We start from the raw sequence: 24,849 nt of genomic DNA on the forward strand, positions 1-24,849 counted from the left end.
GAAAATGCGGCGTAGGATTCTTTTATTCATTTGCTGCACGCGAGGGAAAGGACATGTCGGCCAACAAACAAGCAACGGTGCGTATCGCCTTGGGAACGTGGGATCGCCTGCGCGAGGATGCCTATTCAGTGCGCCACGAAGTGTTCGTCGTTGAACAGAACGTGCCGCCCGAGGTCGAGCTCGATGACGACGACGCGGTGTCCGTGCATGCCGTGGCGTACGGGCCCGACGGCACGCCGATGGGCACCGGGCGCCTGCTGCCCGATGGCCATATCGGCCGCATGGCCGTGCACAAGCGGGCGCGCGGAATGGGCGTGGGCAGCCAATTGCTGGATGCGCTGATCGGGCAGGGCCACGGAGACGGCCACCGCATGCTGGTGCTGCACGCGCAGACGCATGCCGCGGGCTTTTATGAAGCGCACGGCTTCACGGTGGAAGGCGAGGAGTTCGTCGAGGCCGGCATTCCGCACGTGGTCATGACGCGCGTGCTGAAATAACAGGTCTTGGATAGCGAGGCCCGGGGCGGCGCTACGGTGACGAGGCCCGGGTCGTGACGTGGTGCCGCGGGGCCGCAGGCCCTGCGCGCCGCTTTGATCAGGACCCGAAAAGCAAAAACCCCGAACGCTTACGCGTACGGGGTTTTACTTGGCGCATCACGACAGGTACCTCGTGATGTAATAATTGGTGCCCAGGAGAGGACTCGAACCTCCACACCTTGCGGCACACGGACCTGAACCGTGCGCGTCTACCAATTCCGCCACCTGGGCGCTGTTGCTTTAACGTTGCTTCGCTTTCGCGTTGTTTCGTGTTCAGCAGCAGAGGAACGAGATTATGCATACTTTCTTTGAAGTGTGCAAGTCGATCCGCTTTTTTTCACTTTTTTTTGTTCGGGCGGCTTTCGATATAGTGTCGCCCATGTCCCGTACCCTCTGCACGCGATGCCTGCGCCCTCAATCGCACTGTCTGTGCGCCCGGATTCCCTCGCTGTCCTGCCGTACGCGCGTGGTGGTGCTGCAGCACCCGAGCGAAGCGCGCCACGCGTTGAATACGGCCAGGCTCGCCGTGCTGGGCCTGGAGGGCGCGCGCAGGGTGGTGGGCGAGTATTTTTCCGAAAGCGATTGGTCGGTGCCGGGCCATGCGCCGCGCCTGCTGTTTCCGGGTGACGGGGCCGAGGTGCTGGGGCCGGGCTATGGGGGCGACCTGGGCGTGCCCGTTTCGCTCATCGTGCCGGACGGAACGTGGGGGCATGCGCGCAAACTTCTGCATATCAATCCCGCGCTCGCCGCCTTGCCGCGGGTCATGCTGCCTGCCGGGCTGTCCACGCGCTATCGCGTGCGTCATGCCGACGTGCCGGGTGCGCTGTCCACCATCGAGGCCGTAACGCACGCCCTGAACGCCATCGAATCGCCGCGCAATTTCGACTCGCTGCTCGATCCCTTCGAGGCGCTGATCGACGGGCAGATCGATGGAATGGGGGCGGATCTTTATGCGCGCCACCATTTGAATCGCAAGGTTCCCTGGCGTTGAGCGGCGCCGTCGCCGGCATAAGCGGGGCAGGGCAGAAGCTGGATGTCTCGGAAAGCTGGCTGTCTCGGAAATTTAATCGCGCAAAGCAAAAGCCCCGGAGATCTTTCGATTTCCGGGGCTTTTCAGCTTTTACCTTGCCAGGATTTATCACCCTGACTATCGGGGCAATCTTGATTGCCCCGATTTGAATTCCGTGGTGCCCAGGAGAGGACTCGAACCTCCACACCTTGCGGCACACGGACCTGAACCGTGCGCGTCTACCAATTCCGCCACCTGGGCACTGAGAGATACTGTCAGAACTATGTGCTACGCTGCCGCCCTAGTTGCATCGTTTGGCTCAACATATTTGATTAAACTGTTGAACTAAAACATGCGCCAGAGTGCAGTTGGTTTTACAATGGGTTTTTTCAAACCCTTGGGTTTTGTTCAAACCCCTTTTGTTCAAACCCCTTCTGACCATTTTCTGCTTCAGTGTTCAGCCTTGGGCGAACCACAGAAGCTGCGCATTATATACGGAAATTTTAGCTTTGGCAAAACGATCGAATAACGAATCGAATAACAACAGATCAACACCCTTGCCCGAAGCGCCGCCGGACTTCGACCCTGATGTTCCGTCCCGTGAAGCCATCCTGACAGCGCTGCGCGCCGCGGGAGCACCGTTGTCTCCGGTTGAACTGGCCGAGCGCATGGGCGTGGAACGCGCGGCGACGATGGTGGGCTTCGAGCGCCGCCTGGGTGCCATGGAGCGCGACGGGCAATTGATGCCCAACCGCAAGGGCGTGCTGCTGTTGGCTACGAAGCTGGACTTCATCGCCGGCAAGGTGCTGGGTCACCGCGACGGCTTCGGCTTCCTGCTGCGCGATGATGGCGGACCCGATCTGTTCCTGTCTCCGCGCGAGATGCTGAAGGTGCTGCACGGCGACCGCGTGCTGGTGAAGCCAACGGGCGAATACCGGGGCAAGCCGGAAGGCACCATCGTCGAAGTCATCGAACGCCGCACCAACAAGCTGGTGGGGCGCTTTCTGCATGAGCACGGCCTGTCCATCGTCGCGCCCGAAGACCAGCGCATCAAGCACGACATCCTGATTCCTCCCAGCGACACCAATGGCGCCCAGCACGGGCAGGTCGTCGCGGTCGAAATCATGGAGCAGCCCACGCGCCACACGCAGCCGCTGGGCCGTGTTGCCGAGGTGCTGGGCGAGATCGACGACCCCGGCATGGAAATCGAGATCGCGGTGCGCAAGTTCGATGTGCCCGTCGAATTTTCGGAAGCCGCCCGCAAGCAGGCCGCGCGCCTGCCCGACGTGGTCACGAAAGCCGATCTGAAAGGCCGGGTGGACTTGCGCGACGTGCCGCTCATCACCATTGACGGCGAAGACGCGCGCGACTTCGACGACGCGGTGTATTGCGAACCCGTGGAATTGGGCACTGGCCAGCGCAAGCGTCCCGGCTGGCGTCTGCTGGTTGCCATCGCCGACGTAAGCCACTATGTGCGTCCGGGCGATGCGCTGGATGACGACGCCATCGAGCGCGGCACCAGCGTGTACTTCCCTCGCCGGGTCATTCCGATGCTGCCGGAGTCCCTGTCCAACGGCCTGTGTTCGCTGAATCCGGATGTGGACCGCCTGGTGCTGGTGTGCGACATGGTCATCCCCGCCACGGGGGCCAAGGCCGGCACCGTCACGGCCTACCAGTTCTACAACGCGGTCATGCATTCGCATGCGCGCACGACCTACACGAATATCTGGGCCGCCCTGCAGCAGCCCGGCGGCCCGGCCGCGCACGCGATGCGCAGCGTCATGCCCCACGTCCAGCACCTGTACGAGCTCTTTCAGGTGCTGTCGCAGGGGCGCAAGAAGCGCGGCGCCATCGACTTCGATACGGTCGAGACCAAGATCGTCTGCAATGAATTGGGACGCATCGAACAGATCGTGCCATCCGTGCGCAACGATGCGCACAAACTGATCGAAGAGTGCATGCTGGCAGCCAACACGTGCGCGGCCGACTTCATGACGCGCAGCAAGCATCCCGGTCTGTATCGCATACACGAAGGCCCGACGCCGGAACGCCTGCAATCGCTGCGTGAATTCCTGCGCACGATGGGCTTGTCGCTGGGCGGAGGCGAGATGCCCACCGCCAAGGATTACGGCGACTTCCTCGATTCCGTGCGCGGCCGCCCCGACTACCAGCTCTTGCAGACGATGTGCCTGCGCTCCATGCAGCAGGCCGTCTACAGCCCCGACAACATGGGCCACTTCGGCCTGTCCTATCCGGGCTACGCCCACTTCACGTCGCCGATCCGCCGCTACCCCGATCTGCTGACGCACCGCGTGATCAAGGCCCTGTTGGCGGGGCAGCGTTACGTGCCCAGCCTGGATGACCACGCGGTCGTCATTGGCCGCACGCAACGCGAACACGAGCAGGCCATCTGGGAAAAGATGGGCCTGGTCCTGTCCGCCAGCGAACGCCGCGCGGACGAGGCTTCGCGCGATGTCGAGGCCTGGCTCAAGTGCTGGTTCGTCAAGGAGCGCGTGGGCGAGGACTTCAGCGGCACGGTCACCGGCGTGGCCAGCTTCGGCATCTTCGTCACGCTCGACACCCTGCACGTCGAGGGCCTGGTGCACGTCTCGGAACTGGGCGGCGAATACTTCCAGTTCAACGACGCCCTGCATGAGCTGCGCGGCGAGCGCACGGGCATGCGCTACCGCCTGACCGACAAGGTGCAGGTGCAGGTGTCGCGCGTGGACCTGGAAGCGCGTCGCATCGAATTCCGCCTGGTTCAGGGCACGAGCTTTGACGCGCTGCGCAAGGCGGCGGCCCGCGGGCCCGACGAGCCCGTGCGCCGCGTGAAGAAGGCGGCGTCGCCCAAGCCCGCTGCCCTGAAGGGGCAGACCGCCAAGGAAAGGCGTGCCGAGGCCAAGAAGGCCAGCAAGCCGCCCAAGGCAACCAAGCGGGCCGCGCCGGCCAAAAAGGCCGTCCACAAGCGGCACTGATGCGCGCGCCGCGTTCCTTATGGCCATGCCGTCGTTTGGCGGCGTGGCCTTAAGGGGTAACATTGCGGTTATTGCCGGCCTGATCCGGTGGCCCGCCCCGCTCTGGGGCGGGTATTCGTTTATCTAAAGGTATTGCTTTATGGCGTCGACCCAAGTTCTTGCCGGGTTTCACGCGGTTGTCGCGCGGCTGCGCCACGCGCCCGAGTCGATCAAGGAAATCTATGTCGAGGCCTCCCGCCGCGACAAGCGCATGCAGACACTCATCGAGCAGGCTGAAAAGGCGGGCTGCCGCCTGCACCCGGTCCCGATGGAGCGGCTGGACGGCCTGTCGCGCGGCACGCGCCACCAAGGCGTCGTGGCGCTGGCCGATGAGCGCCAGCTTGCGGTCGATGTGGATGAAGTGCTCGACGTGATCGAGGGCCCGCCGCTGCTGCTGATACTCGATGGCGTGACCGATCCCCACAATCTGGGCGCCTGCCTGCGCACCGCGGATGCCGCGGGCGTGCATGCGGTGATCGCGCCGCGCGACCGGGCCGTCGGCCTGAACGCCACCGTGCAGCGCGTGGCCTGCGGGGCGGCGGACACCGTGCCCTACCTGATGGTGACCAATCTGGCTCGCACCATGCGCAGCCTGAAGGACCGCGGGGTGTGGCTGGTGGGCACCGACGATCAGGCCACCGGCAGCATGCATCAGATTGACGCGCGCCAGCCGATGGCGTGGGTCATGGGCGCCGAAGGCGAGGGTATGCGCCGCCTGACCCGTGAAACCTGCGACCAGCTCGTGAACATTCCCATGCTGGGTTCCGTTGAAAGCCTGAACGTCAGCGTGGCCAGCGCCGTCTGTCTCTACGAGACCGTGCGCCAGCGCCAATCGTAATCCGGCCTCGTTTTGTAGATTCCCTTTTTCTTTCGCGTCAGCCCATCATGCACCAGAACGGCTTCACCACCACGATCCTCCATTCCGACCGCAATCAATCCGTCGAGCACGGAGCGGTGCACAAGCCGATGCATCCATCGTCCGAGTTCGCGTACGACGATGCGCGCGAGCTGGCCGCGGTGTTCCAGGGCAAGGCGGGCTTCACCTACGCGCGCCAGGGCACGCCCACGACCACCGCGCTGGAAGCCAAGATCAATCAGATGGAAGGCGGCAAGGGCACGGTCAGCTTCTCGACCGGCATGGCGGCGCTGGCGGCCATCTTCACGACGCTGCTGCGCCAGGGCGATCATCTGGTCTCCAGCCAGTTCGTGTTCGGCAACACGAACAGCCTGTTCGGCACGCTGCAGGAACTGGGCGTGGAGATCACGTTCGTGGATGCGACCGATTCTTCGCAGGTGAGGGCGGCGATCCAGCCCAATACGCGCATGGTCTTCACCGAGACCATCGCGAACCCGGGCACGCAGGTGGCCGACCTGGCCGTGATCGGCGAGATCTGCCGCGAGAAGGGCCTGGTCTATGTCGTGGACAACACGTTGACTTCGCCCTGGATGTTCCGCCCCTCGTCGGTCGGCGCGTCGCTCGTGATGAATTCGCTGTCCAAGTACATAGGCGGGCACGGCAACGCCTTGGGCGGCACCGTGACGGACACCGGTCTGCATGACTGGTCCGGCGACGCCAACATCCATGAGACCTACCGCAAGGGTCCGTCGACGGGCTGGGGCCTGACGCAGATCAAGAAGAAGGGACTGCGCGACATGGGCGGCACGCTGGCCGCCGAACCGGCGCACCGCATCGCGGTGGGCGCCGAGACGCTGGCTCTGCGCATGGCGAAGCACTGCTCCAATGCGCTGGCGCTGGCGCGCTTCCTTGAAGAACATCCCGGCGTGGCCAAGGTGCATTACCCCGGGCTGGCCAGCCATCCGCAGCACGCCCGCGCGGCGGCGCTGTTCGGTTCGCGTTTTGGCGGGCTGCTGGGCGTGGAACTGGCCGACGGCGTCGATTGCTTCGATTTCCTGAACCGCCTGCGCATCGTGCTGATGGCGACCCATCTTGGCGACACCCGCAGCCTGGCGCTGCCCGCCGCCCACACCATCTATTACGAGATGGGCGCCGAGCGCCGCCGGCAGATGGGCATCGCGGACAGCCTGATCCGCGTGTCCGTCGGCATCGAGGACGAAGCGGATTTGCTGTTTGATTTCGATCAGGCGCTCAATGGTTGCCTGAAGGGATAATGCGGCACGCGCGCGGCCTGCTGACGGACGCGCGGGCAACGCAAACGGGGTGGGTCCCATGCTTATACAGATTGCAGAAGTGTTCACGGCGCAAGAGGCTGAAGAGGTCCGGCGCCGCCTGGATGCCGCCGATTGGGTGGACGGCAAGGTCACCGCGGGCTTCCAGTCGGCCGAGGTCAAGCGCAACCGCCAACTGCCCGAACAGCATCCCCTGGCGCAGGAACTGGGCAACCTGATCCTGCAGCGGCTGGCGGGCAACAATCTGTTCATGTCGGCCGCCTTGCCGCGCAAGATATTCCCGCCGCTGTTCAACCGCTATGAAGGCGGCGAGGCCTTCGGCTATCACGTGGACAATGCCGTGCGCGGCATAACGGGCTCGGCCGAGCGCGTGCGCACCGACCTGTCGGCCACGTTGTTCTTTTCCGATCCCGATTCCTACGAGGGCGGCGAGCTCGTCATCGACGACACCTATGGCCCGCGCGCCGTGAAGCTGCCTGCGGGGCATATGGTGCTGTACCCAGGCACCAGCCTGCACAAGGTCAACCCCGTCACGCGCGGGGCGCGCGTCAGTTCGTTCTTCTGGATGCAGAGCCTGGTGCGTGAAGACAGCCAGCGCGCGCTGCTTCTGGACATGGACGTGGCCATACAGCGCTTGAACCAGGACGTGGCGGGGCATGCGTCGATCGTGCAGCTCACCGGCATCTATCACAATCTTCTGCGCCGCTGGGCCGACGTTTGATGAAGCCTAAAGCGTTTTTTCCGGGTGTCGCGCAAACCCCTAAATTCGCGTTTTTGTTTATTGCGAAAACGCCTAAAAGCTAGTATTGACGCGGGTTGCGGTGAGGTTTTCGCTTGACAGCCGCGCCACGCCAAGGCCTAATACACGTCTGCGTCGCTGACGGTTTGAAGGCAACATGCCATCGAATCCTAAGCGGCGCAGCAGTTTAAAAGTTGTGCTTTGCAGCGCAAGATAAAAGTTTATCCACTGTCTGTTCGTCGTTTGCCGGGTCTTGCGTCCAATCGTGGCATCCAATCCTGACGGCCATGAACTGCTCTCCCGGCAGACTCCACACCTTGTGAGGGGTACACCTGAATGAACAAAACCGAACTCATCGATCACATCGCCAGCAAGGCCGATATTTCCAAGGCTGCAGCCGGCCGTTCGCTCGACGCCCTGATCGGTGCCGTGAAGACCACGCTGAAGAAGGGCGGTACGGTCACGCTGGTTGGCTTCGGCACGTTTGCAGTGTCGGCTCGCGCCGCGCGCACCGGCCGTAACCCGCGCACCGGCGAAACCATCAAGATCAAAAAGGCCAAGGTGCCGAAGTTCCGTCCGGGCAAGGCCCTGAAGGACGCCGTCAACTAATGGACGGCAGGCTGATCGCACGGCATGGCCCTCTGCGATTTGCCGACAAGTACGCGGTCCGGTATACTCCGGCCCGCGTATTGCTTTTGAGTAACCCAGTTGGCAGTTGCCTGTACGAATTTTCGTCTTGCATCCGCACCAGAATGGGTGCTTAGCTCAGTTGGTAGAGCGGCGCCTTTACACGGCGTAGGTCACAGGTTCGACCCCTGTAGCACCCACCAAAAGCGACCCTGAATCATGCTTGCATGGCATGAATTCCACATAAACCCGCACACGGCGCCGTGGCGGGTTTTTTGTTTTGGGCTCTTGAAGCTTGAAGCTGCGAGGCTTGTGAGGCTTGTGGGGCCTCCGGGTGGCCTGACGGGCAGTCGCCGGCCCCGACGGCACGCCGGGATCGGCGGGTAGGATTTTTGTACTGGTTCATATCGCACTTTTTTTTTTAGCGGCTGAACTTCAGTATTCACAGGGTTCATACACGGAAGGGGCTGTCCCGCTTTTCGTCCGAATCCGTCTGGCACAGGTACTAGTAGCTTCGCACCGTCACCCGCCTTTCCAAAAGGTAGACGAAATGAATGCTGGTAATTCGCCGCGAAATCTTCTGCTCGGCATTTTTTCGGCCGTCCTGGTCGCGGGCTGCGCTACTCCATCCGCACCGGTGGAATCAGGCTTTCTCCAGAATTATTCGATGCTGACCGAGCGGCCCGCCCCGGGCGGCGGCACCCGGCTGGTGTATCTGAACCCTGATTTCACGCCCGAACGCTACCACGCGGTGTGGCTTGCTCCCGTCGTGTACTACCCGGAACCTCAGCCTTCCGAGAATGTGTCGCTGGAAACCCTTACGCAGATTCGCGAGGCGGTCGATCGGTCGTTGCGGCAAAAGATCGGTCAAGAGGTTCAACTGGCCGACCGCCCGGGCCCCGGCGTGGCGCAGGTGCGTATCGCCATCACCGCGGTCGGGACCGCCACGCAGCCGCTCAAGGAATACCAATACATCCCCATTGCGTTGGTCATGACGGGAGCGAGGGCCGCGATGGAGGGCGGCATGCCGGCCAACGCCACGGTAGCCATCGAATCGCAGATCACGGATAGCAGATCGGGCGAACTGCTTTACGCATCGGTGCGTGGCGGCACCGGCGAAAGGGTCGCCAGCGCGATGCAGGGCCAGGGCGGTGTCCAGTTGTCGAAGCTGCAACCGCTTATCGACGAATGGACCACCGCGGCGGCCTATGAAATCCGGAAATATGTCAGACCGAGGTAAGCCTGTCCGGCGGTTGTGCCGGCAGCACGCCAGGGGCGCGTCCACTTCGACAGTTTGAAGCGCCCCACGCGGTTGCCCAGCGTTTCGCCGCCATTACGTGCGTTTCCGTATGAAAGCTGCATAAAGCCGTTCAACAACTTTTCGTGGGAAAGAAAATGAACATTACTCGTCGAAATTTGAACGCGGGGTGCTTGGCTTTGCTTGCGACCGGCGGCTTGGGCGCGTCAGTGCGCGCCGCGGAGGGGCTGGTTGCCGATCTGCCGGAGGCAAGCGAGGGGTTCTCGACGGCGGTCGACGCATACATCTATGCCTATCCCCTTGTGACGATGGAGCTGACCAGGAGGGTCATCACGAACGTCGCGGAACCGGTGGGGACGCGGGCTCCGATGGGGCATCTCATCAAGTTGCGGAAATACCCGGACGCGCATTTCCGCGATGTGACCGCGCCAAATGCGGACACGCTGTATACGACAGCCTTTTTCGATGTGGGAGCCGAGCCATGGGTGGTGAGCCTGCCAGATATGAACAAACGCTATGCGCTGTTTCCCATGCTGGACGGCTGGACGACGGTTTTCGACGTTCCCGGCAAGCGGACGACGGGAACCCAAGCGCAGACTTTCGTGGTTACGGGGCCAGGGTGGGAGGGGCAGGTCCCGCAGGGCATGACGCAATACAAGTCGCCGACAAGCATTGTGTGGCTGCTTGGCCGCATCTACTGCACGGGCACTCCCGAGGACTATGCGGAGGTGCACAGGCTGCAGGACGAAGTAAAGATCTTTCCCTTGAGCGCAATGGGGAAAGAATGGAAGCCGCCCCAAGGCAAGGTCGATCCGGCGATAGACATGAAGGCGAGCGTGCGCGATCAAGTCAACAAGATGGACGCGATCGAGTATTTCACGCTGTTTTCGGAACTCTTGAAAAGGAACCCGCCGTACGCTGCGGATGCACCCATGGTTGCCAGGTTGGCCTCCATAGGAATCGTGCCAGGACAGGATTTTGACAAGACGAAGCTTGATCCTGCTTTCGTGAAGCGTGTGCCCGAAATCGGCTTTGGACGCATCATGGCGCACTTCAAATCCAGCGATGGCGATATCCAGGAAATCGACGGATGGGGCTTTACGACCAAGACCGGGATCTATGGCACGAATTATGTCCAACGGGCATTGATCACGGCGATCGGCCTGGGCGCCAACAGGCCGCAGGATGCGATTTATCCGACTTCGCTCAAATCCGCCAGCGGCAAGGTAATGCGCGCCTACGACGGGTCCGAGAAGTATGTGCTGACCTTCAAAAAAGGGATGACGCCGCCCGTTTCCGGATTCTGGTCGTTGACCATGTACGACGAGGATTATTTCTTTGTCGACAATCCGCTTGATCGCTACTCGATCAGCGCGCGCCAGCCCTTGAAGGCGAAAGCCGACGGTTCGATCGATCTGCTCATTCAGCATGTATCACCGGGCGCCGAACTGGAGTCCAACTGGTTGCCGGCGCCCAAGGGCAAGTTCATCTTGATGATGCGGCTCTATTGGCCCAACGAAAGCAATCCATCCATCATCGACGGCTCCTGGGTGATTCCGCCGGCCAGAAGGGTCAGTTGACAGCCAATGGAGGGGGCAGGGGCGCCGCGCAGTTGGCGCTGCCTGCCGTTCAATGAGTTCCACCGTGAGGTTCGCGATGAAAAACAGTACCGTGTGTTATCTGTTTTTTTGCCTCTTCTGGATGGGCCGGGCATTTGGCGCGGATCCGGCCCCGGCTTCCCCGGCAAGCGCCCAGGATGCGCCGACGGAATGGGAGTTTTCGGTCACGCCGTACCTGTGGGCCACCGGCCTTTCCGGCAAGACTTCGCAGTTCCATCTTCCCACCGTCGATATCGACGCGAGCTTCGACAAGATTTTCGATGACCTCAATTTTGCCGCCATGGTGATCGGCGATGCGCGCAAGGGGCGGTACAGCGTGTTCGGGGACGTCATCTATACCGACATTTCTTCGGATGGCGCAAGCCCACGGGGCGTGCTTGCGACGAGCGCCGATGTGAAGGCGACGACGTTCGCGGGAATGATAGGCGTCGGCTATTCGGTGCTGAAAACCTCGCCGCACCACTTGGACCTCGTGGCGGGCGCTCGGGTCTGGTCTGTCGACACGGAGGTTTCATTCAGTGGAGGCGTCCTGCATGGCAGGAAACGGAGCGATAGCGCGACGTGGGTGGATGCCCTGGTGGGGCTCCGCGGCATTTACGCCTTCAATTCGAAGTTCTATGCGACGGGCTGGGGCTTGATCGGCGCGGGGGGCGCGGACCTGGACTGGGATGTCGGCCTCGGGTTCGGTTACCACTTCAACGACCGATTCTCCGCGACGTTCGGTTACCGGGCGCTCGGCGTGGATTACCGCCAAGGGAGTTTTGTGTTCGACGTGGTGCAGAAGGGGCCGATGGCCGGCTTGACGATCCGCTTCTAGCGGGCGAGCCGCATTCCGGCTATTCCAGGCCGGTGGCGGATTTTTCGTATCAGAACGCGATGGCGTGGCCGGGTGCGGGGGGCACCGCCCTGTCGCCGGGTTTGATCCCGGTCAGGACATGTGCTGGCCCAGACGAAATACAACGTGCGAATCATTCGCATTTAAGATACTATAACGGGCTTGTACCGGTCAGCCGGCGTCGCCTTTCTGTGCGCGTCTTTTCCCTGGCTGGCCGGATAAGTCAATGCACCCTGGCTGATTCATGCCTAGTTTTCAACGCGGTTGGAATTCTTCTTCGCGGTCTTCTTTTGGTATACGCGCAGGCGCTGGCCTGGCGGTAGTCGCGCTTCACGCGGCGGTAATCGGCGCCATCTTCATGGCGCCGGAAAGCCGTCCTGAACTGGAGGAACCCGAGGCGATCATGGTGAGCGTGGTGGATGCGCCCATCCCCCAGATCGCAAAAGCCGAACCCACGCCCGAAGTGCCGCAGCCGGTGACGGAAACACCGCCCGAGCCGCAACCCGAGATCGAGCCTGAACCCGAGCCCGAACCCGAATTGAAGCCCGAGCCGGAACCCGAACCGGAACCCGAGCCGGTGGTTGAAAAACCGCCGATGCCGGCGCCCAAACCCCCGCCGCCCAAACCGAAGCCCAAACCGAAGCCCCAGCCCAAGCAGGACGTCAAGCCCGAGCCGAAGCCGGAAACGCCGCCTCGGCAGACGCCGCCCAGCGGCGCGCCGGAAGGCACGCAGGCGCCGCAGGGACCGCAACAAGGACCACCGCCCGATCAGCCTGTGATGGTCTCCAGTATCGAGTTCCAGGGCGCGCGTCCGATGCCGAACTACCCGATGGCGTCGCGCCGCATGCGGGAAGAGGGCAGGGTCGTGGTGCTGGTGGAAATCAACACCCAGGGGCTGGTCGAGCGGGCAACCATCGATGCGTCGTCGGGTTTTCCGCGCCTGGACGAATCCGCGTTGACCGCCGCCCGCAAGGGCCGTTTCAAGCCCTATACCCGTAACGGCGTGGCCTATCCCGCCAAAGCCAAAATTCCGTTCGATTTCGTAATGAGGAACTGAGATGTCCAACGCACTGCATGGCGCCACCCTGGTGGCGCAGGCGACCACCAGCCCGGCCGCGCCCGCCGCGGCAGCGGCCGCGCCCGCGGCCCAACAAGCCGCCACCGCCGCGGGCGAGGTCGCCCAGCAAGCCGCCGGCGCTGTCCAGCAATCGGCCGACGCGCTGCATAGCGCCGCTGCCGCGCTGCCCGCCGCACCCGCTCCGCTCGCCGTTCCCGACATGGGTTTCATGCACTTTGTCGCCCAGAGCGACTTCGTGGGCAAGAGCCTGTTCGTCATCCTGATCCTTATGTCGCTGGTGACCTGGTACCTGATCCTGGTCAAGGCCGCCAGCAATGTCAGCATGCGCAAGCGTTCGGCCGACTTCCTGAACAAGTTCTGGAACGCCAGTTCGCTGGAGCAGGTCGAGCACGAGATCAGCACGCACGGCGCGCGCGACCCGTTCTCGCACCTGGCCAGCCATGCCATGCACGCCCAGGCCCACCACAACAAGTTCGGCGCGACCAAGCTGGAAGAGTCGGGCAGTAACTCGGATTTCGTCACGCGCACCATGCGCAAGGTGATCGACGAAGAAACCGCCAAGCTCGAGAACGGCCTGACGGTGCTGGCTTCGGTGGGTTCGACGGCGCCGTTCGTGGGCCTGTTCGGCACGGTCTGGGGCGTGTACCACGCGCTGGTCGGCATCGGTCTGTCCGACGGCGTGACCATCAACCGCATCGCCGGTCCGGTGGGCGAAGCCCTGATCATGACGGGCCTCGGCCTGGCGGTGGCCATCCCCGCCGTGCTGGCGTATAACACCTTTGTGCGCAACAACCGCGTGTACCTGTCACGCCTGGATGCCTTTGCGCATGACCTGTTTGCGTTCCTGACCACCGGCCAGCAAGTGGCGCTGTCCGACGGCAAGGTGCGCGCGCTGCGCCGCCAGAATGGCGCCGCGGTACAACGCGGGAGCGAATAATGGCTTTTGGCAGCTTCGAGGGCAAAGGATCCGGGAGCCATGCGGTTTCCGAGATCAACATGGTGCCCCTGATCGACGTCATGCTGGTGTTGCTGGTGATCTTCATCATCACGGCGCCGCTGCTGGCGCACTCGATCAAGATCAACATGCCGCAGGTGGCCGCCGAGCAGATCGAGGAAGAGCCCAAGACCGTGGACCTGGCCATCGATGCCAGCGGCGCGCTGTTCTGGGACGAGAAGCCGGTCAATATCGATGACCTGCCGAACCGCTTCAAGTCGATCGCCGGCACCAAGCCGCAACCTGAAATCCGCATCCGCGCGGACCAGAATACCCGCTACGAAACGCTGGCCAAGGTGATGGCATCGGCGCGCCGCTCGGGCATGACGCGCATCGGGTTTGTTACGACGCCGCCCTCGGGTGGCACGGCTCCGGCCGGTGCGGCCGCCGGCGGGGGGGGCGCTCCGGCGCCTGCCGCCGCCCCGTCCGGCGGGTGAACGAATCCTGGAAAAGGGGGCGCTTTTAGCGCCCTTTTTTTTGGGATCGCGCTAGAATCGCGGCATGCGAGTTCTGGTAATCGAAGACGACACCACCCTGGGCCATGCGCTCCAGGAATTTCTGGCCGACCAGGGTTATGCGGTCGACTGGCTGACCGAGGGCGACCGCGTGTTGGGCGCCTTGGCAGGCCAGCCGTACGACCTGATGCTGCTCGACCTCAACCTCCCGGGGATGAGCGGGCTGGATGTCCTGAGGCAATTGCGCCAGGATGGCAACCAGGTCCCCGTGCTGATTCTCACGGCCCGCGATGGCATCGAAGACCGCGTCGCGGGCTTGGATGCCGGGGCGGACGACTACGTCACCAAGCCTTTCGAACTGCCCGAGCTGGCCGCTCGCGTGCGCGCCTTTGGCCGCCGCCGCGCCGGCCAGGCACAACCCTTGATCGAAGTCGGCCCGCTCGTATTCGACACGGTTGGCCGTGAAGTCCGGGCCAATGGCCAGCGCCTGTCCTTGTCCGTGCGCGAACTTTCCGTCCTGGAAATGCTGATGGCCCGCGTAGGCCGCGTCGTGACCAAGCGGCAGATCGTCAATTCGCTCTCCGCCTGGGATGCAGATTTCAGCGAGAACGCGGTGGAAGTCTACGTGTACCGTTTGCGCAAGCGCCTGGAGGGCACGGGCGCCAGCATTCAGACTGTGCGTGGCTTCGGCTACATGCTGGATGTGGAAGCGGCCTGACGGGCCAGCCGCGCCCGGCTCATGCCGGCCGCGCGCATCGATCCGCCTAAGCAAGGGCTACGCGTCATGACGCAGGAACGCATACCTTCTTCCGCACCCGGGATTTCGCGCCGGGTTTCGCACCCCTTGCTCCCTTCACGTTCGCTTGCCCGGCATCTGGTCATCAGGCTGATGCCGCCCATCCTGCTGCTCGTGTTGCTGGATCTGGCCGCCACCTGGGTCATCACGCACAAGATCGACATGTCGCTGTGGATGCTGGAAGATTTTTTCTGGCTGATGGTCGTGGGGCAGGTCGCGCTGATCGCACTGTTCACATGGGTGGTGGTGCAGGGCGTGCGGTCCGGTCTGCGGTCGGTCAACCATCTGTCCGAGGAAATCCGGCAACGTTCCATCGATGATATGCAGCCGCTCGAAGTGGCCGGCGTTCCGGTGGAAATCGAGCCGCTGGTCACCCACACCAATGACCTGCTGTTGCGCCTGGACGCGTCGCTGGCGGCTCAGCGCCGTTTCATCGGCCATGCGGCGCACCAGCTACGCACGCCGCTAGCCGGCCTGCGGCTGGAATCCGAGCTGATGCTGGCCCGCCCCTTGCCGGACGACGTGCGGGCCCGCGCGGAGCGCATCAAGGCGGTCAGCGACCGCATGATACGGCTGGGCCAGCAACTGCTGGTGCTGGCGCGCGCCGACCCCAACGCCCGGCCACAGGACAGCTTTGTGCGCATCGATCTGTGCGAATGGGTAAGGGTTCACGGCGCCGAATGGTTCCCGCGCGTGCGGGACGCGCATTACGAACTGGATCTGGCGGCGCCGGAATCCCCCATCTGGATCGATGCGGATCCCTTGCTGTTGGCCGAACTGCTGGGCAACCTGATCGACAACGCGTTGCGCTACGGCAATCCGACGGGGCGCATCACGCTGATCGTCGGCGCCAATCCGCCGTCGCTGACGGTGGAAGACGACGGACCCGGCATTCCACCCGAAGAACGTGATCGCGTTTTTGAAGCGTTTTACCGGTCGCCCACCGCCACGGCGGGCGGCTCTGGCCTGGGGCTGGCCATCGTGCGCGAGATCGCGCACGCGCACGGGGCCTGGTGGAAGCTCACCAGCCGCCCGGACTTTTCCGGAACGCGGTTGTCCGTCGTGTTTCCCGGCCCCCGCAAAGGGGCCCAACTCACTCGTCAAGAACCCGCATCATGAGCCAGGGTACGGTTAGTGCTCCTTCTTCGTCCGCCGGTCACCCAGGCGGCGCGCATGCGCCTTCGTCGCGTGCGGCCCTTGTCCTTGGGGCGCTGGGCGTGGTGTACGGGGATATAGGCACCAGCCCCTTGTACACGCTGCGCGCCTGCCTGACAGGCCTGAGCGTGCACACTGACCTGGAGCCGGCCCATCTGCTGGGTGTGCTGTCCATCCTGTTCTGGATGCTGATGGTGGTGGTGTCGGTGAAATACGTGACCCTGGTGCTGCGCGCGGACAACCGCGGAGAAGGCGGCACGCTGGCGCTGCTGGAGCTGGCCGTGCGGGCGCGCGAGGGCAAGCTGCGCTGGGTGCTGATCGTGCTGGGCATATTCGGTGCGGCGCTGTTCTATGGCGACAGCATGATCACGCCTGCCATTTCGGTGCTGTCGGCGCTGGAGGGCATCAGCATCGTTTCGCACCAACTGGACGCCTGGGTGGTGCCGATCGCGCTGGTGGTGCTGGTTGCGCTGTTTGCGATCCAGTCTCGCGGCACCGGCGTGATGGGCAAGCTGTTCGGGCCGGTGATGCTCTTGTGGTTCGGCACGCTGGCTGTCCTGGGCGCCTGGCAGATCTGGCAGAACCCGGACGTGCTGGCGGCGCTGAACCCGATGTATGGCTTGCGGTTCATCGTCGAGTCTCCGCGGATCAGTTTCGTGTTGCTGGGCGCGGTGGTGCTGGCGCTGACCGGCGCCGAAGCGCTGTACGCCGACATGGGGCACTTCGGCCGTCCCGCGATCCGCAGCGCCTGGTTCAGCATGGTGCTGCCGTCGCTGACGCTGTGCTATTTCGGCCAGGGCGCGCTATTGCTGCGCGATCCCACCGCGATCCGCAATCCATTCTTCATGATGGCCCCCGAGTGGGGGCTGGCGCCGCTGGTGGCGCTTGCCACCGTCGCGACCATCGTCGCCTCGCAGGCGGTGATCTCCGGGGCCTATTCGGTGACGCGCCAGGCGGTGCAGTTGGGCTTCTGGCCGCGCATGCAGATCCTGCATACATCGGCGGTCGAAAAGGGCCAGATCTACCTGCCGCAAGTCAACGCGCTGCTGTTGTGCGCCGTGCTGGTCCTGGTGTTGTGGTTTCGCAAATCGGACGATCTGGCTGCGGCCTACGGGTTCGCGGTCACGGGCACGATGTTGACGACATCGGTGCTGGCCTTCGCGGTGCTGCCGCGTGGCAGCACCGGCTTCAAGCGCATGCTGTGGTTCACGGGATTGGGCTTGCTGCTGTTGCTCGACGTGCTGCTGTTTTCCGCCAATGTCTTGAAGATTCCGGAAGGCGGCTGGCTGCCGCTGGTGGTGGCGATCGCCGTGTTCACGCTGATGATGACGTGGCGCCGCGGCCGCCGGCTGCTGTCCGACATGCAGCAGCGGGACCGCCAGCCGCTCAAGGAATTCATGGCGCAGCTCGAGGAATATCCGCCTTCACGCGTGCCGGGCACCGCCATTTTCATGACCATGAATTCGGGCAACGTGCCGCCGGCGCTGCTGCACAACCTGAAGCACAACAAGGTGCTGCATGATCATGTGCTGTTCTTGACGATCCTGGTAGCCGATGTGCCGTACGTGTCGCCCGAAGAACGGTTCGTGGTGGAAAAGCTGAGCGCGTCGAGCTGGACGGCGACGGTGAATTACGGCTTCAAGGAAGACCCCGACGTGCCGGAGGCGCTGCGGCTGGTGGCCGAGGCGTATCCGGAGCTGGATCTGGAACCGATGCGCACGTCTTTCTTCCTGTCGCGCCAGACGGTGGTGGCGGCGAAGAAGCCGGCCTTGTCGCGGTGGCGGCGGACTGTGTTTTCGTTCATGGCGCGCAATTCCACGCGCAGCACGAAGTTCTTCAAGATCCCGGCGAACCGGGTGGTGGAAATGGGGATGCAGGTGGAGTTGTAGTGGAATCCTGGAACGGCATGCCAGCAAGACAGCGCGAATGACATCGGGGCCGAGCGCACTCTTGGTTCGTGTTTATAGGCCGATTCAAAGAGGCTTCAGGAATTGCGCGACTGTGCGGTGGGCGGCCGATCAAGAATTTCCTCATTTCCAAAATGCTTGCGATACGTCCCTGGCGACAGGCCGACCACCGTCTTGAAAGCGACGCGGAAGGTGTCCGCCGAGGTAAATCCGCAGGTCTGCGCGATGAATGCAGTGCTGTGCCTGGTGCGCTCTAGAAGCGCGCGTGCCTGGCGGACGCGTTCCTGTTGCAGCCATTCCTTGGGCGACTGTCCGCTCGTTTGCTTGAAGCGTCGTTGAAACGTGCGCTCGCTCATGGCGGCCTTGTTCGCCATTTCCGTGACGCTAATAGGTTGGCTTAGGTTTTCCCTTGCCCACTGAAGTGCCCGAGTTAGCTCGTTACGAGGCAACTTGTTCATGGGCAGAGTGATGAATTGAGACTGCCCGCCTGATCGGTGCGGCGCCATCACCAAACGTCTCGCCACTGTATTCGCGACATGGAAGCCGTGGTCCCGCGCAACTAAATGCAGGCAGGCATCGATTCCTGCCGCGCTTCCTGCCGAGGTAATCAGTTGCCCCTCGTCAACATAAAGAACATTGGAATCCACCTTGATCGCCGGATAGCGTAGGGCAAGCTCATCCGCCAATTGCCAATGGGTGGTCGCACGCCGGCCGTCGAGCAGCCCCGTTGCCGCCAGAAGAAAAGCGCCGGAACAGATGGACAGGAGTCTCGCTCCGTTTGCATGGGCCACGCGCAAGGCGTCCAGCAATGGCTGCGGCGGGGCATCGCTCTGGCTGCGCCATCCCGGAATAATGATGGTTCTGGCCGCTGGCAATGCGTCGATTCCGGTATCGCTCGTTATGTGAATGCCACCCGATGCCCGCATCTGGCCGTCGTCCACGCCAACCACGGCGTGCTTGTACCAGGGTATATCCAGTTCCGGCCGAGGTAGGCCAAAGATCTCTACGGAAATTCCGAACTCGAAGGTGCAAAGCCCGTGATATGCCAGTGTGGCCACGAGTCCTGGTTCACTCAACATTGTCGCGAAACCTCTGGTTATTGTCGGCTTTTTCAGCGTGCATGGACTGCTCGATATTTAGAATATATCAGTGCTTGAGACGGGCTTTCGGTTCCTGATGGTTCCGTCGTCAGGGTGGCTAATGCGCGGGAACAGAGGCTTGCCGCTTTCGGGAAAAATGGAACATGAGAATTGCTGTTGTCGGTTGCACGGGCGCCGTAGGAATGACAATGCTTGAATTGCTGCAGGACACATCATTCGAAGTGGTTTGCATGGCATCGCAACAATCTGTGGGCCGGCCGCTTGAAATCGGGAAGCACCAATACAGGATCGAGCCGTTCTCTGTTGAGGCCTGTGCCGATTGCGACGTGGTCTTTCTGTGCGTCTCTGGCGAGTTCTCGTTGGAGTATGGGCCGGCGCTGGCGCAGGCATCTGTTGTCATTGATAACTCTTCAGCGTTCCGGTATCACATCGATGTCCCTTTGCTGGTCCCGCCTATCAACGGCGGTACCTATCGCGGCGAGAAGCTGATCGCAAATCCGAACTGTTCCTCCGCAATTGCGCTCATGGTGCTGGGGCCCCTGCATCAGGCATTCGGCCTGGAAAGCGCCATCATTTCGACTTATCAAGCTGCCAGCGGCGCGGGCCAACCCGCGATGGTCGAGCTTCGTAAGCGCGTGCAGGGGTTTGACGAGTATGGCCAGGACAATTCCAGCGAGTATTTTTCACACAATCTCGCGTTTAACGTCATTCCTCAGGTGGATCGTTTCGAGGACAATCTCTACACGCGTGAAGAAATGAAGGTGGTGTGGGAACTGAGAAAGGTTCTGGACGAGCCCGCACTGGCAATCAGCGTTACGGCGGTGAGGGTGCCTACTTTGCGTTCTCATGCTGAAAGCCTGACCTTGAAGTTCAGCCGTCCCATTCGGTCGCTCGCAGCCATTCGCGAGATGCTCGGGCGAGCGCCGGGAGTGGAAGTTGTGGATGCGCCTGGCAAGCAGCGCTACCCGATGCCCATGACCTCCACGTACAAGCACGCGGTCGAGGTGGGAAGAATTCGCCACAACCTGATTTATGGTGAGTATGGTCTTGATATTTTCATCAGCGGTGACCAACTGCTTCGTGGTGCCGCACTGAACGCCTTCGAGATCATGCAAGTGGCGCTGCAATAAAACGGGCTGTTCGTTTGCTTGGTTCGCCTGCCCGTTGTGGCGGTTGCAACAAAAAAGCCCTCCTTAGCTCAATGCAGAGGAGGGCTTTTTTAACGAGTCGAAGAATTACTTCTTCTTGGCTGCGTCCGTCAATTGCGGCAGCGATGCGCCGCTGGAAGCCAGCAGGCCGGTCTTCACGTAGGTGAACAGCTTTTCGCGGGTGTCGACGATATCGAGGTTGCGCATGGTGAGCTGGCCGATGCGGTCGGCCGGGGTGAAGGGGGCGTTTTCCACCTTCTCCATGGACAGGCGCTCGGGGGCGTACGTGAGGTTGGCCGATTCGGTGTTCAGCAGCGAATAGTCGTTGCCGCGGCGCAGTTCGATCGTGACTTCACCGGTGATGGCGCGGGCGACCCAGCGCTGGGCGGTTTCGCGCAGCATGATGGCCTGCGGGTCGAACCAGCGGCCCTGGTACAGCAGGCGGCCGAGCTTGCGGCCGTTTTCACGGTACTGCTCGATGGTGTCTTCGTTGTGGATGCCGGTGACCAGGCGTTCGTAGGCAATGAAGAGCAGGGCCAGGCCCGGGGCTTCGTAGATGCCGCGGCTCTTGGCTTCGATGATGCGGTTTTCGATCTGGTCGCTCATGCCCAGGCCGTGGCGGCCGCCGATGCGGTTGGCTTCGAGCAGCAGTTCTACGGGGTCGCTGTATTCGACGCCGTTCAGGGCGACCGGCTGACCTTCTTCGAAGCGGACGGTGACTTCCTCGGCCTTGACGGCCACGTCATCACGCCAGAACGCCACGCCCATGATGGGCTTGACGATGCGGATGCCGGAATTCAGTTGTTCCAGGTCCTTGGCTTCGTGGGTGGCGCCCAGCAGGTTGGAGTCGGTGGAATAGGCCTTTTCGGCCGACATCTTGTAGTCGAAGCCGGCTTGGCGCATGTATTCGGACATTTCCGAACGGCCGCCCAGTTCGTCGATGAAGCGCTGGTCCAGCCAGGGCTTGTAGATCTTGAGGTCCGGGTTCGTGAGCAGGCCGTAGCGGTAGAAGCGCTCGATGTCGTTGCCCTTGAAGGTGCTGCCGTCGCCCCAGATGTTGACGTTGTCTTCCTTCATGGCGGCCACCAGCATCGTGCCGGTGACTGCGCGGCCGATGGGCGTGGTGTTGAAGTACGTGATGCCGGCGGTCGAGATGTGGAAGGCGCCCGATTGCAGGGCGGCGATGCCTTCGGCCACGAGCTGCGCGCGGCAGTCGATCAGGCGGGCGTTTTCGGCGCCGTAGGCCATGGCCTTGCGGGGAATTTCGTCGTAGTCGGACTCGTCGGGTTGCCCCAGGTTCGCCGTGTAGGCGTACGGGATGGCGCCGTTGTTGCGCATCCACAGGAGCGCTGCGCTGGTGTCGAGGCCGCCGGAAAAGGCGATGCCGACCTTCTGGCCGGTGGGAAGGTTCGGGAGGATAGTGGTCATTGTTTGAGGTGAGACGCCAACAGGACTTTGACAGCAACGAGCCGCCAAACAAGAAATATAGCTGTGCATTTTAACTCTTTTGCCCGCGAAAGGCCGCCGTGGGGCCAGGGCGGCGGGCGGGCCGGTCGGCATCCAGCCCGCACCTTCAGGCGGAGGACGCCGGCGGAGCGAAGAGTTCGGCCAGCTTCAATTGGCGTATCAGTTGGGCGGTGGCAGTGGCAAGCCGCGTGGCGGGGCGGTGGCGGGCGCTGGCCAGCACCAGGTTGTTGGTGATCGTGGGCGAGCCGATGTCGCACAGCGATAGCTCGTGTTCGGCGGCCGGCCCGCGCGCCGCCGACCGGGGAAGGATGGCGTAGGCGTCGCCTTGCGCGGCCAGTTCCACGATGGTCTGCACGGCGTCGACCTCGGCGGCGACCTTGAGCCGCACGCCCTGGGCCCGGCACACGCTTTCCACCAGGGTGCGGATGGCATTGGGCAGGCTGGGCAGCACCAGGGGGTAGTCGCCCAGCCGGGCCACGGGGACGCGTGCCGGCAGGGGAGGCAGATGGCCCGCAGCGGCCGCCAGGACCAGGTCTTCGCGAAACAGTGATTCGTAGGCCAGTTGCGGGGACGGCGCGGGATCGTACAGCAGCGCCAGATCGACCCGGCCGGCCAGCAGCCATTCGCGCACCTGAGCGCTGAGGCCTTCGGCAACGGCGATGGAGGCGTCCGGAAAACGGCGGCGGAAGGCCTGCACGAGCGGCGGGGTCAGCACGCGCGCGATGCGAGGGGGCAGGCCGACCACGACTTTGCCGGTGGGGGTTTCCCGCAGGGTCTGCAGATCTTCCTTGGCGCGTTCGGCCAGGGTCAGCAGGGCGCGGGCGTGCTCCAGGAAGCGCAGGCCCGCTTCGGTGGGCTCGGCGCCACGGCCGTTGCGGTAGAGCAGGTGCTGGCCCAGTTCCAGTTCCAGCAGCCGGACCTGGCGGCTGAGAGTGGGTTGGGCCACGTCGAGCATTTCGGCGGCGCGCGAGAAGCTGCGCCTCTCGGCGACCCGCAAGAAATACTCGATCTGCTTGAGATCCATACGATATTTAATTTATCTATATCTGAAATATAAGATATAGCATTGTTTGGTAGTCCGCAATCCGGGAGGATGACGCTTTCAATTTAGGAACCCGCCCGTGCCCGATTGCCGTCCCCCGCTTGCGTCGCCTTCCCGTCCCCGCCATGCGCTGCCGCCTGGCGCCTGCGACGCGCATTGCCATGTCTTTGGGCCGGGCGACGTGTTTCCGTATGCGGCGGGCCGTTCCTATACGCCGCCCGACGCGCCGTACGCCTCGATGGCGGCGCTGCATGCGCACCTGGGCGTGGAACGCGCCGTGGTGGTGCAGGCCAATTGCCACGGCGGGGACCATACCGCCTTGCTGGACGCGCTGGCGCGAAGCGGCGGCCGCTATCGCGGCGTGGCGCTGCTGGGCGCCGATGCGACCGAAGCCGGCGTGGCGGCGCTGCATGAGGGGGGCGTGCGGGCCGCCCGGTTCAATTTCGTGCCGCATCTGGGCGGGGCGCCCGATCCCGCGGTCTTCGATCGCGTTGTTGCGCTGATCGCGCCTCTGGGCTGGCATCTGTGCCTGCACGTGGACGGCGCGATGCTGCCTGAATTGCTGCCTCGCCTGCTGGCGCTGCCGGTGCCGTTCGTGGTGGATCACATGGGACGCCTGAAGGCGGCTGATGGATTGCAGTCGCCCGCGATGCGCGCCTTGCTGAGCCTGGCCGCCGTGCCGCAGGCGTGGGTCAAGGTGTCTGGCATCGACCGCATCGCGTCTGGCCGGCGGCCATTCGCCGAGGGCGTTCCCTTTGTGCGTGCGCTGGTCGAGGCGATGCCGGACCGCACCCTGTGGGGCACGGACTGGCCGCACCCCAACGTGGCGGGCGACATGCCCGACGACGGCGAACTGGTGGATACGTTTTTTGAAGCATGTCCCGATGCCGGGCTGCGCCAGCGCGTGCTGGTGGACAACCCGGCGCGGCTGTACGGATTTCAGTAGTCATTCAACGAGGAGACATCATGTTCAAGAAAATACTGTCGGCCGGCTTACTGAGCCTGGCCGCCGTGGGCGCCGCGCAAGCGGACGGCCCGGTCCGCCTGATTATCGCTTTCCCGCCGGGCGGCCCGGTGGATCTGGTGGGCCGCGTGCTGGCCGAGCAATTGGGCAAGGAGCTCAAGCAGCAGGTCATCGTCGAGAACAAGGCGGGGGCCAACGGCAATATCGCCGCCGCCTATGTGGCCAAGGCGCCGGCCGACGGCTCGGTGCTGTTCCTGACCAGCGTGGGGGCGGTGTCCATCAGCCCGGCGCTTTACAAGGACCTGCCTTACGACCCGGTGCGCGATTTTGCGCCGGTGTCCCGTGTGGTGAACAACGCGACGGTATTCGTGGTGAACCCGTCCAACCCCGCGACCGACGCGGCGGACTTCGTCAAGAAGTCGCGGGCCGCCTCGCAATCCGTGGCCATCGGTTCGTCGGGCATTGGGAGCATTCCGCACCTGACCCTGGAAATGTTCGCCGATTCCAGCAAGGCCAACGTGCTGCACGTGCCGTACAAGGGCGCGGCGCCGGTCATCAATGACGTGATGGGCAACCAGGTGTCCGGCTTTTTTGGAGACGTGCCGGGCCTGATCGGCCACATCCAGGGCGGCAAGCTGAAACCCCTGGGCATCGCCGCGGCGACTCGCCATCCGCTCCTGCCCGACGTGAAAACGCTGGCCGAGCAGGGCATTGCCGGTGTGGAATCCAACAACTGGTATGGCATCGTGGCACCCGCCGCGACGCCCGCGGCCACCGTGGAAAAGCTGAACCAGGCCCTGCGCGCCGCGCTGGGCAACGAAGCCGTGCGCGCCAGGCTGGAGAAGTTCGGCGCCCAGGCCGCGCCCAGCAGTCCGCAGGAACTGGCCGCGCTGATCGCGTCTGACCGCGAAAAGTGGACCACGCTGATCCAGCGCAAGAACATTCGTCCGGAGTGACC

At 63.2% G+C, this 24,849-nt stretch carries 22 protein-coding genes and 3 tRNA genes; 20 read left to right on the plus strand and 5 right to left on the minus strand.

What is annotated here, in order from left to right:
• The first annotated feature begins 53 nt into the window (after positions 1-53).
• The gene (locus ASE30_RS15205) at positions 54-497 is read left to right on the plus strand and encodes a GNAT family N-acetyltransferase (protein WP_057285113.1); all 444 of its coding nucleotides are present in this window, start codon (positions 54-56) and stop codon (positions 495-497) included.
• A gap of 185 nt (positions 498-682) precedes the next feature.
• On the opposite strand, the gene ASE30_RS15210 is transcribed toward ASE30_RS15205, so the two are convergent.
• A tRNA-Leu gene (locus ASE30_RS15210) sits at positions 683-767 on the minus strand.
• 148 nt (positions 768-915) lie between these two features.
• On the opposite strand from ASE30_RS15210, the gene ASE30_RS15215 reads away from it, so the two are divergent.
• Entirely contained in the window at positions 916-1,527 is a 612-nt protein-coding gene (locus ASE30_RS15215) for a tRNA-uridine aminocarboxypropyltransferase (protein WP_057285212.1), read from the plus strand.
• Between the two features lie 194 nt (positions 1,528-1,721).
• On the opposite strand, the gene ASE30_RS15220 is transcribed toward ASE30_RS15215, so the two are convergent.
• Positions 1,722-1,806 (minus strand) — tRNA-Leu (locus tag ASE30_RS15220).
• Positions 1,807-2,054: 248 nt separating this feature from the next.
• Here ASE30_RS15220 and rnr point away from each other — a divergent pair.
• From rnr to ASE30_RS15295, 15 genes are all read left to right on the plus strand, one after another.
• Positions 2,055-4,520: a ribonuclease R gene (gene rnr, locus ASE30_RS15225; RefSeq protein WP_057285114.1), complete on the plus strand. Its 2,466-nt coding sequence runs from the start codon at positions 2,055-2,057 to the stop codon at positions 4,518-4,520.
• 139 nt (positions 4,521-4,659) lie between these two features.
• Entirely contained in the window at positions 4,660-5,397 is a 738-nt protein-coding gene (gene rlmB / locus ASE30_RS15230) for a 23S rRNA (guanosine(2251)-2'-O)-methyltransferase RlmB (RefSeq protein WP_057285115.1), read from the plus strand.
• Positions 5,398-5,444: 47 nt separating this feature from the next.
• Complete coding sequence (locus tag ASE30_RS15235) at positions 5,445-6,689, plus strand: cystathionine gamma-synthase family protein (RefSeq protein WP_057285116.1); 1,245 nt, start codon at positions 5,445-5,447, stop codon at positions 6,687-6,689.
• Positions 6,690-6,747: 58 nt separating this feature from the next.
• Entirely contained in the window at positions 6,748-7,428 is a 681-nt protein-coding gene (locus ASE30_RS15240) for a Fe2+-dependent dioxygenase (RefSeq protein ID WP_057285117.1), read from the plus strand.
• 354 nt (positions 7,429-7,782) lie between these two features.
• Positions 7,783-8,055 carry an HU family DNA-binding protein gene (locus ASE30_RS15245; protein ID WP_003812968.1) on the plus strand — a complete coding sequence of 91 codons (273 nt, stop codon included), beginning with the start codon at positions 7,783-7,785 and terminating at the stop codon, positions 8,053-8,055.
• A 145-nt stretch (positions 8,056-8,200) separates the two neighbouring features.
• Positions 8,201-8,276 (plus strand) — tRNA-Val (locus ASE30_RS15250).
• A gap of 347 nt (positions 8,277-8,623) precedes the next feature.
• A complete protein-coding gene (locus ASE30_RS15255; protein WP_057285118.1) occupies positions 8,624-9,313 on the plus strand; it encodes a DUF3313 domain-containing protein in 690 nt (229 codons plus the stop codon).
• Positions 9,314-9,468: 155 nt separating this feature from the next.
• Positions 9,469-10,911: a DUF1254 domain-containing protein gene (locus tag ASE30_RS15260; protein ID WP_057285119.1), complete on the plus strand. Its 1,443-nt coding sequence runs from the start codon at positions 9,469-9,471 to the stop codon at positions 10,909-10,911.
• Between the two features lie 76 nt (positions 10,912-10,987).
• Positions 10,988-11,767, plus strand: a complete 780-nt coding sequence (locus ASE30_RS15265) for a hypothetical protein (protein WP_057285213.1) — start codon at positions 10,988-10,990, stop codon at positions 11,765-11,767.
• A gap of 262 nt (positions 11,768-12,029) precedes the next feature.
• Positions 12,030-12,842, plus strand: coding sequence for an energy transducer TonB (locus ASE30_RS15270; protein ID WP_057285120.1), 813 nt, complete (start codon positions 12,030-12,032; stop codon positions 12,840-12,842).
• A 1-nt stretch (position 12,843) separates the two neighbouring features.
• Complete coding sequence (locus ASE30_RS15275) at positions 12,844-13,800, plus strand: MotA/TolQ/ExbB proton channel family protein (RefSeq protein ID WP_057285121.1); 957 nt, start codon at positions 12,844-12,846, stop codon at positions 13,798-13,800.
• On the plus strand, positions 13,800-14,294 hold the full coding sequence (locus ASE30_RS15280; protein WP_057285122.1) for a biopolymer transporter ExbD: 495 nt from the start codon (positions 13,800-13,802) through the stop codon (positions 14,292-14,294). Before ASE30_RS15275 ends, ASE30_RS15280 begins: the two co-directional genes overlap by 1 nt.
• 64 nt (positions 14,295-14,358) lie before the next feature.
• The gene (locus tag ASE30_RS15285; protein WP_057285123.1) at positions 14,359-15,030 is read left to right on the plus strand and encodes a response regulator transcription factor; all 672 of its coding nucleotides are present in this window, start codon (positions 14,359-14,361) and stop codon (positions 15,028-15,030) included.
• 171 nt (positions 15,031-15,201) lie between these two features.
• Positions 15,202-16,227, plus strand: a complete 1,026-nt coding sequence (locus ASE30_RS15290; protein ID WP_057285124.1) for a HAMP domain-containing sensor histidine kinase — start codon at positions 15,202-15,204, stop codon at positions 16,225-16,227.
• Complete coding sequence (locus ASE30_RS15295; RefSeq protein ID WP_057285125.1) at positions 16,224-18,152, plus strand: potassium transporter Kup; 1,929 nt, start codon at positions 16,224-16,226, stop codon at positions 18,150-18,152. Before ASE30_RS15290 ends, ASE30_RS15295 begins: the two co-directional genes overlap by 4 nt.
• Before the next feature lie 95 nt (positions 18,153-18,247).
• Here ASE30_RS15295 and ftrA read toward each other — a convergent pair whose 3' ends face one another.
• Complete coding sequence (ftrA, locus tag ASE30_RS15300; RefSeq protein ID WP_057285126.1) at positions 18,248-19,249, minus strand: transcriptional regulator FtrA; 1,002 nt, start codon at positions 19,247-19,249, stop codon at positions 18,248-18,250.
• Between the two features lie 164 nt (positions 19,250-19,413).
• Here ftrA and ASE30_RS15305 point away from each other — a divergent pair, with 164 nt between their 5' ends.
• Positions 19,414-20,400 carry an aspartate-semialdehyde dehydrogenase gene (locus tag ASE30_RS15305; protein ID WP_057285127.1) on the plus strand — a complete coding sequence of 329 codons (987 nt, stop codon included), beginning with the start codon at positions 19,414-19,416 and terminating at the stop codon, positions 20,398-20,400.
• A 105-nt stretch (positions 20,401-20,505) separates the two neighbouring features.
• Here ASE30_RS15305 and argG read toward each other — a convergent pair whose 3' ends face one another.
• Positions 20,506-21,846 (minus strand): argininosuccinate synthase, encoded by a 1,341-nt coding sequence (argG, locus tag ASE30_RS15310; protein ID WP_057285128.1) that lies wholly within the window; start codon positions 21,844-21,846, stop codon positions 20,506-20,508.
• A 145-nt stretch (positions 21,847-21,991) separates the two neighbouring features.
• Positions 21,992-22,909: a LysR substrate-binding domain-containing protein gene (locus tag ASE30_RS15315; protein WP_057285129.1), complete on the minus strand. Its 918-nt coding sequence runs from the start codon at positions 22,907-22,909 to the stop codon at positions 21,992-21,994.
• A gap of 97 nt (positions 22,910-23,006) precedes the next feature.
• On the opposite strand from ASE30_RS15315, the gene ASE30_RS15320 reads away from it, so the two are divergent.
• Positions 23,007-23,873, plus strand: coding sequence for an amidohydrolase (locus tag ASE30_RS15320; protein WP_200964435.1), 867 nt, complete (start codon positions 23,007-23,009; stop codon positions 23,871-23,873).
• Positions 23,874-23,893: 20 nt separating this feature from the next.
• Positions 23,894-24,847 carry a tripartite tricarboxylate transporter substrate binding protein gene (locus ASE30_RS15325; protein WP_057285130.1) on the plus strand — a complete coding sequence of 318 codons (954 nt, stop codon included), beginning with the start codon at positions 23,894-23,896 and terminating at the stop codon, positions 24,845-24,847.
• Positions 24,848-24,849: the final 2 nt, after the last annotated feature.

Source organism: Achromobacter sp. Root83, from assembly GCF_001428845.1.
Taxonomy (GTDB): domain Bacteria; phylum Pseudomonadota; class Gammaproteobacteria; order Burkholderiales; family Burkholderiaceae_B; genus Achromobacter.

Bases quoted from the DNA above. Each gene is read 5' to 3' on its own strand.
- ASE30_RS15305 (WP_057285127.1), top strand. From the start codon at position 19,414: ATGAGAATTGCTGTTGTCGGTTGCACGGGCGCCGTAGGAATGACAATG.
- ASE30_RS15280 (WP_057285122.1), top strand. From the start codon at position 13,800: ATGGCTTTTGGCAGCTTCGAGGGCAAAGGATCCGGGAGCCATGCGGTT.
- ASE30_RS15240 (WP_057285117.1), top strand. From the start codon at position 6,748: ATGCTTATACAGATTGCAGAAGTGTTCACGGCGCAAGAGGCTGAAGAG.
- ASE30_RS15265 (WP_057285213.1), top strand. From the start codon at position 10,988: ATGAAAAACAGTACCGTGTGTTATCTGTTTTTTTGCCTCTTCTGGATG.
- ASE30_RS15290 (WP_057285124.1), top strand. From the start codon at position 15,202: ATGCCGCCCATCCTGCTGCTCGTGTTGCTGGATCTGGCCGCCACCTGG.
- ASE30_RS15285 (WP_057285123.1), top strand. From the start codon at position 14,359: ATGCGAGTTCTGGTAATCGAAGACGACACCACCCTGGGCCATGCGCTC.
- ASE30_RS15260 (WP_057285119.1), top strand. From the start codon at position 9,469: ATGAACATTACTCGTCGAAATTTGAACGCGGGGTGCTTGGCTTTGCTT.
- ASE30_RS15215 (WP_057285212.1), top strand. From the start codon at position 916: ATGTCCCGTACCCTCTGCACGCGATGCCTGCGCCCTCAATCGCACTGT.
- ASE30_RS15235 (WP_057285116.1), top strand. From the start codon at position 5,445: ATGCACCAGAACGGCTTCACCACCACGATCCTCCATTCCGACCGCAAT.
- ASE30_RS15325 (WP_057285130.1), top strand. From the start codon at position 23,894: ATGTTCAAGAAAATACTGTCGGCCGGCTTACTGAGCCTGGCCGCCGTG.
- rlmB (WP_057285115.1), top strand. From the start codon at position 4,660: ATGGCGTCGACCCAAGTTCTTGCCGGGTTTCACGCGGTTGTCGCGCGG.
- ASE30_RS15275 (WP_057285121.1), top strand. From the start codon at position 12,844: ATGTCCAACGCACTGCATGGCGCCACCCTGGTGGCGCAGGCGACCACC.
- ASE30_RS15245 (WP_003812968.1), top strand. From the start codon at position 7,783: ATGAACAAAACCGAACTCATCGATCACATCGCCAGCAAGGCCGATATT.
- ASE30_RS15255 (WP_057285118.1), top strand. From the start codon at position 8,624: ATGAATGCTGGTAATTCGCCGCGAAATCTTCTGCTCGGCATTTTTTCG.
- argG (WP_057285128.1), bottom strand. From the start codon at position 21,846: ATGACCACTATCCTCCCGAACCTTCCCACCGGCCAGAAGGTCGGCATC.
- ftrA (WP_057285126.1), bottom strand. From the start codon at position 19,249: ATGTTGAGTGAACCAGGACTCGTGGCCACACTGGCATATCACGGGCTT.
- ASE30_RS15295 (WP_057285125.1), top strand. From the start codon at position 16,224: ATGAGCCAGGGTACGGTTAGTGCTCCTTCTTCGTCCGCCGGTCACCCA.
- ASE30_RS15205 (WP_057285113.1), top strand. From the start codon at position 54: ATGTCGGCCAACAAACAAGCAACGGTGCGTATCGCCTTGGGAACGTGG.
- ASE30_RS15270 (WP_057285120.1), top strand. From the start codon at position 12,030: ATGCCTAGTTTTCAACGCGGTTGGAATTCTTCTTCGCGGTCTTCTTTT.
- ASE30_RS15315 (WP_057285129.1), bottom strand. From the start codon at position 22,909: ATGGATCTCAAGCAGATCGAGTATTTCTTGCGGGTCGCCGAGAGGCGC.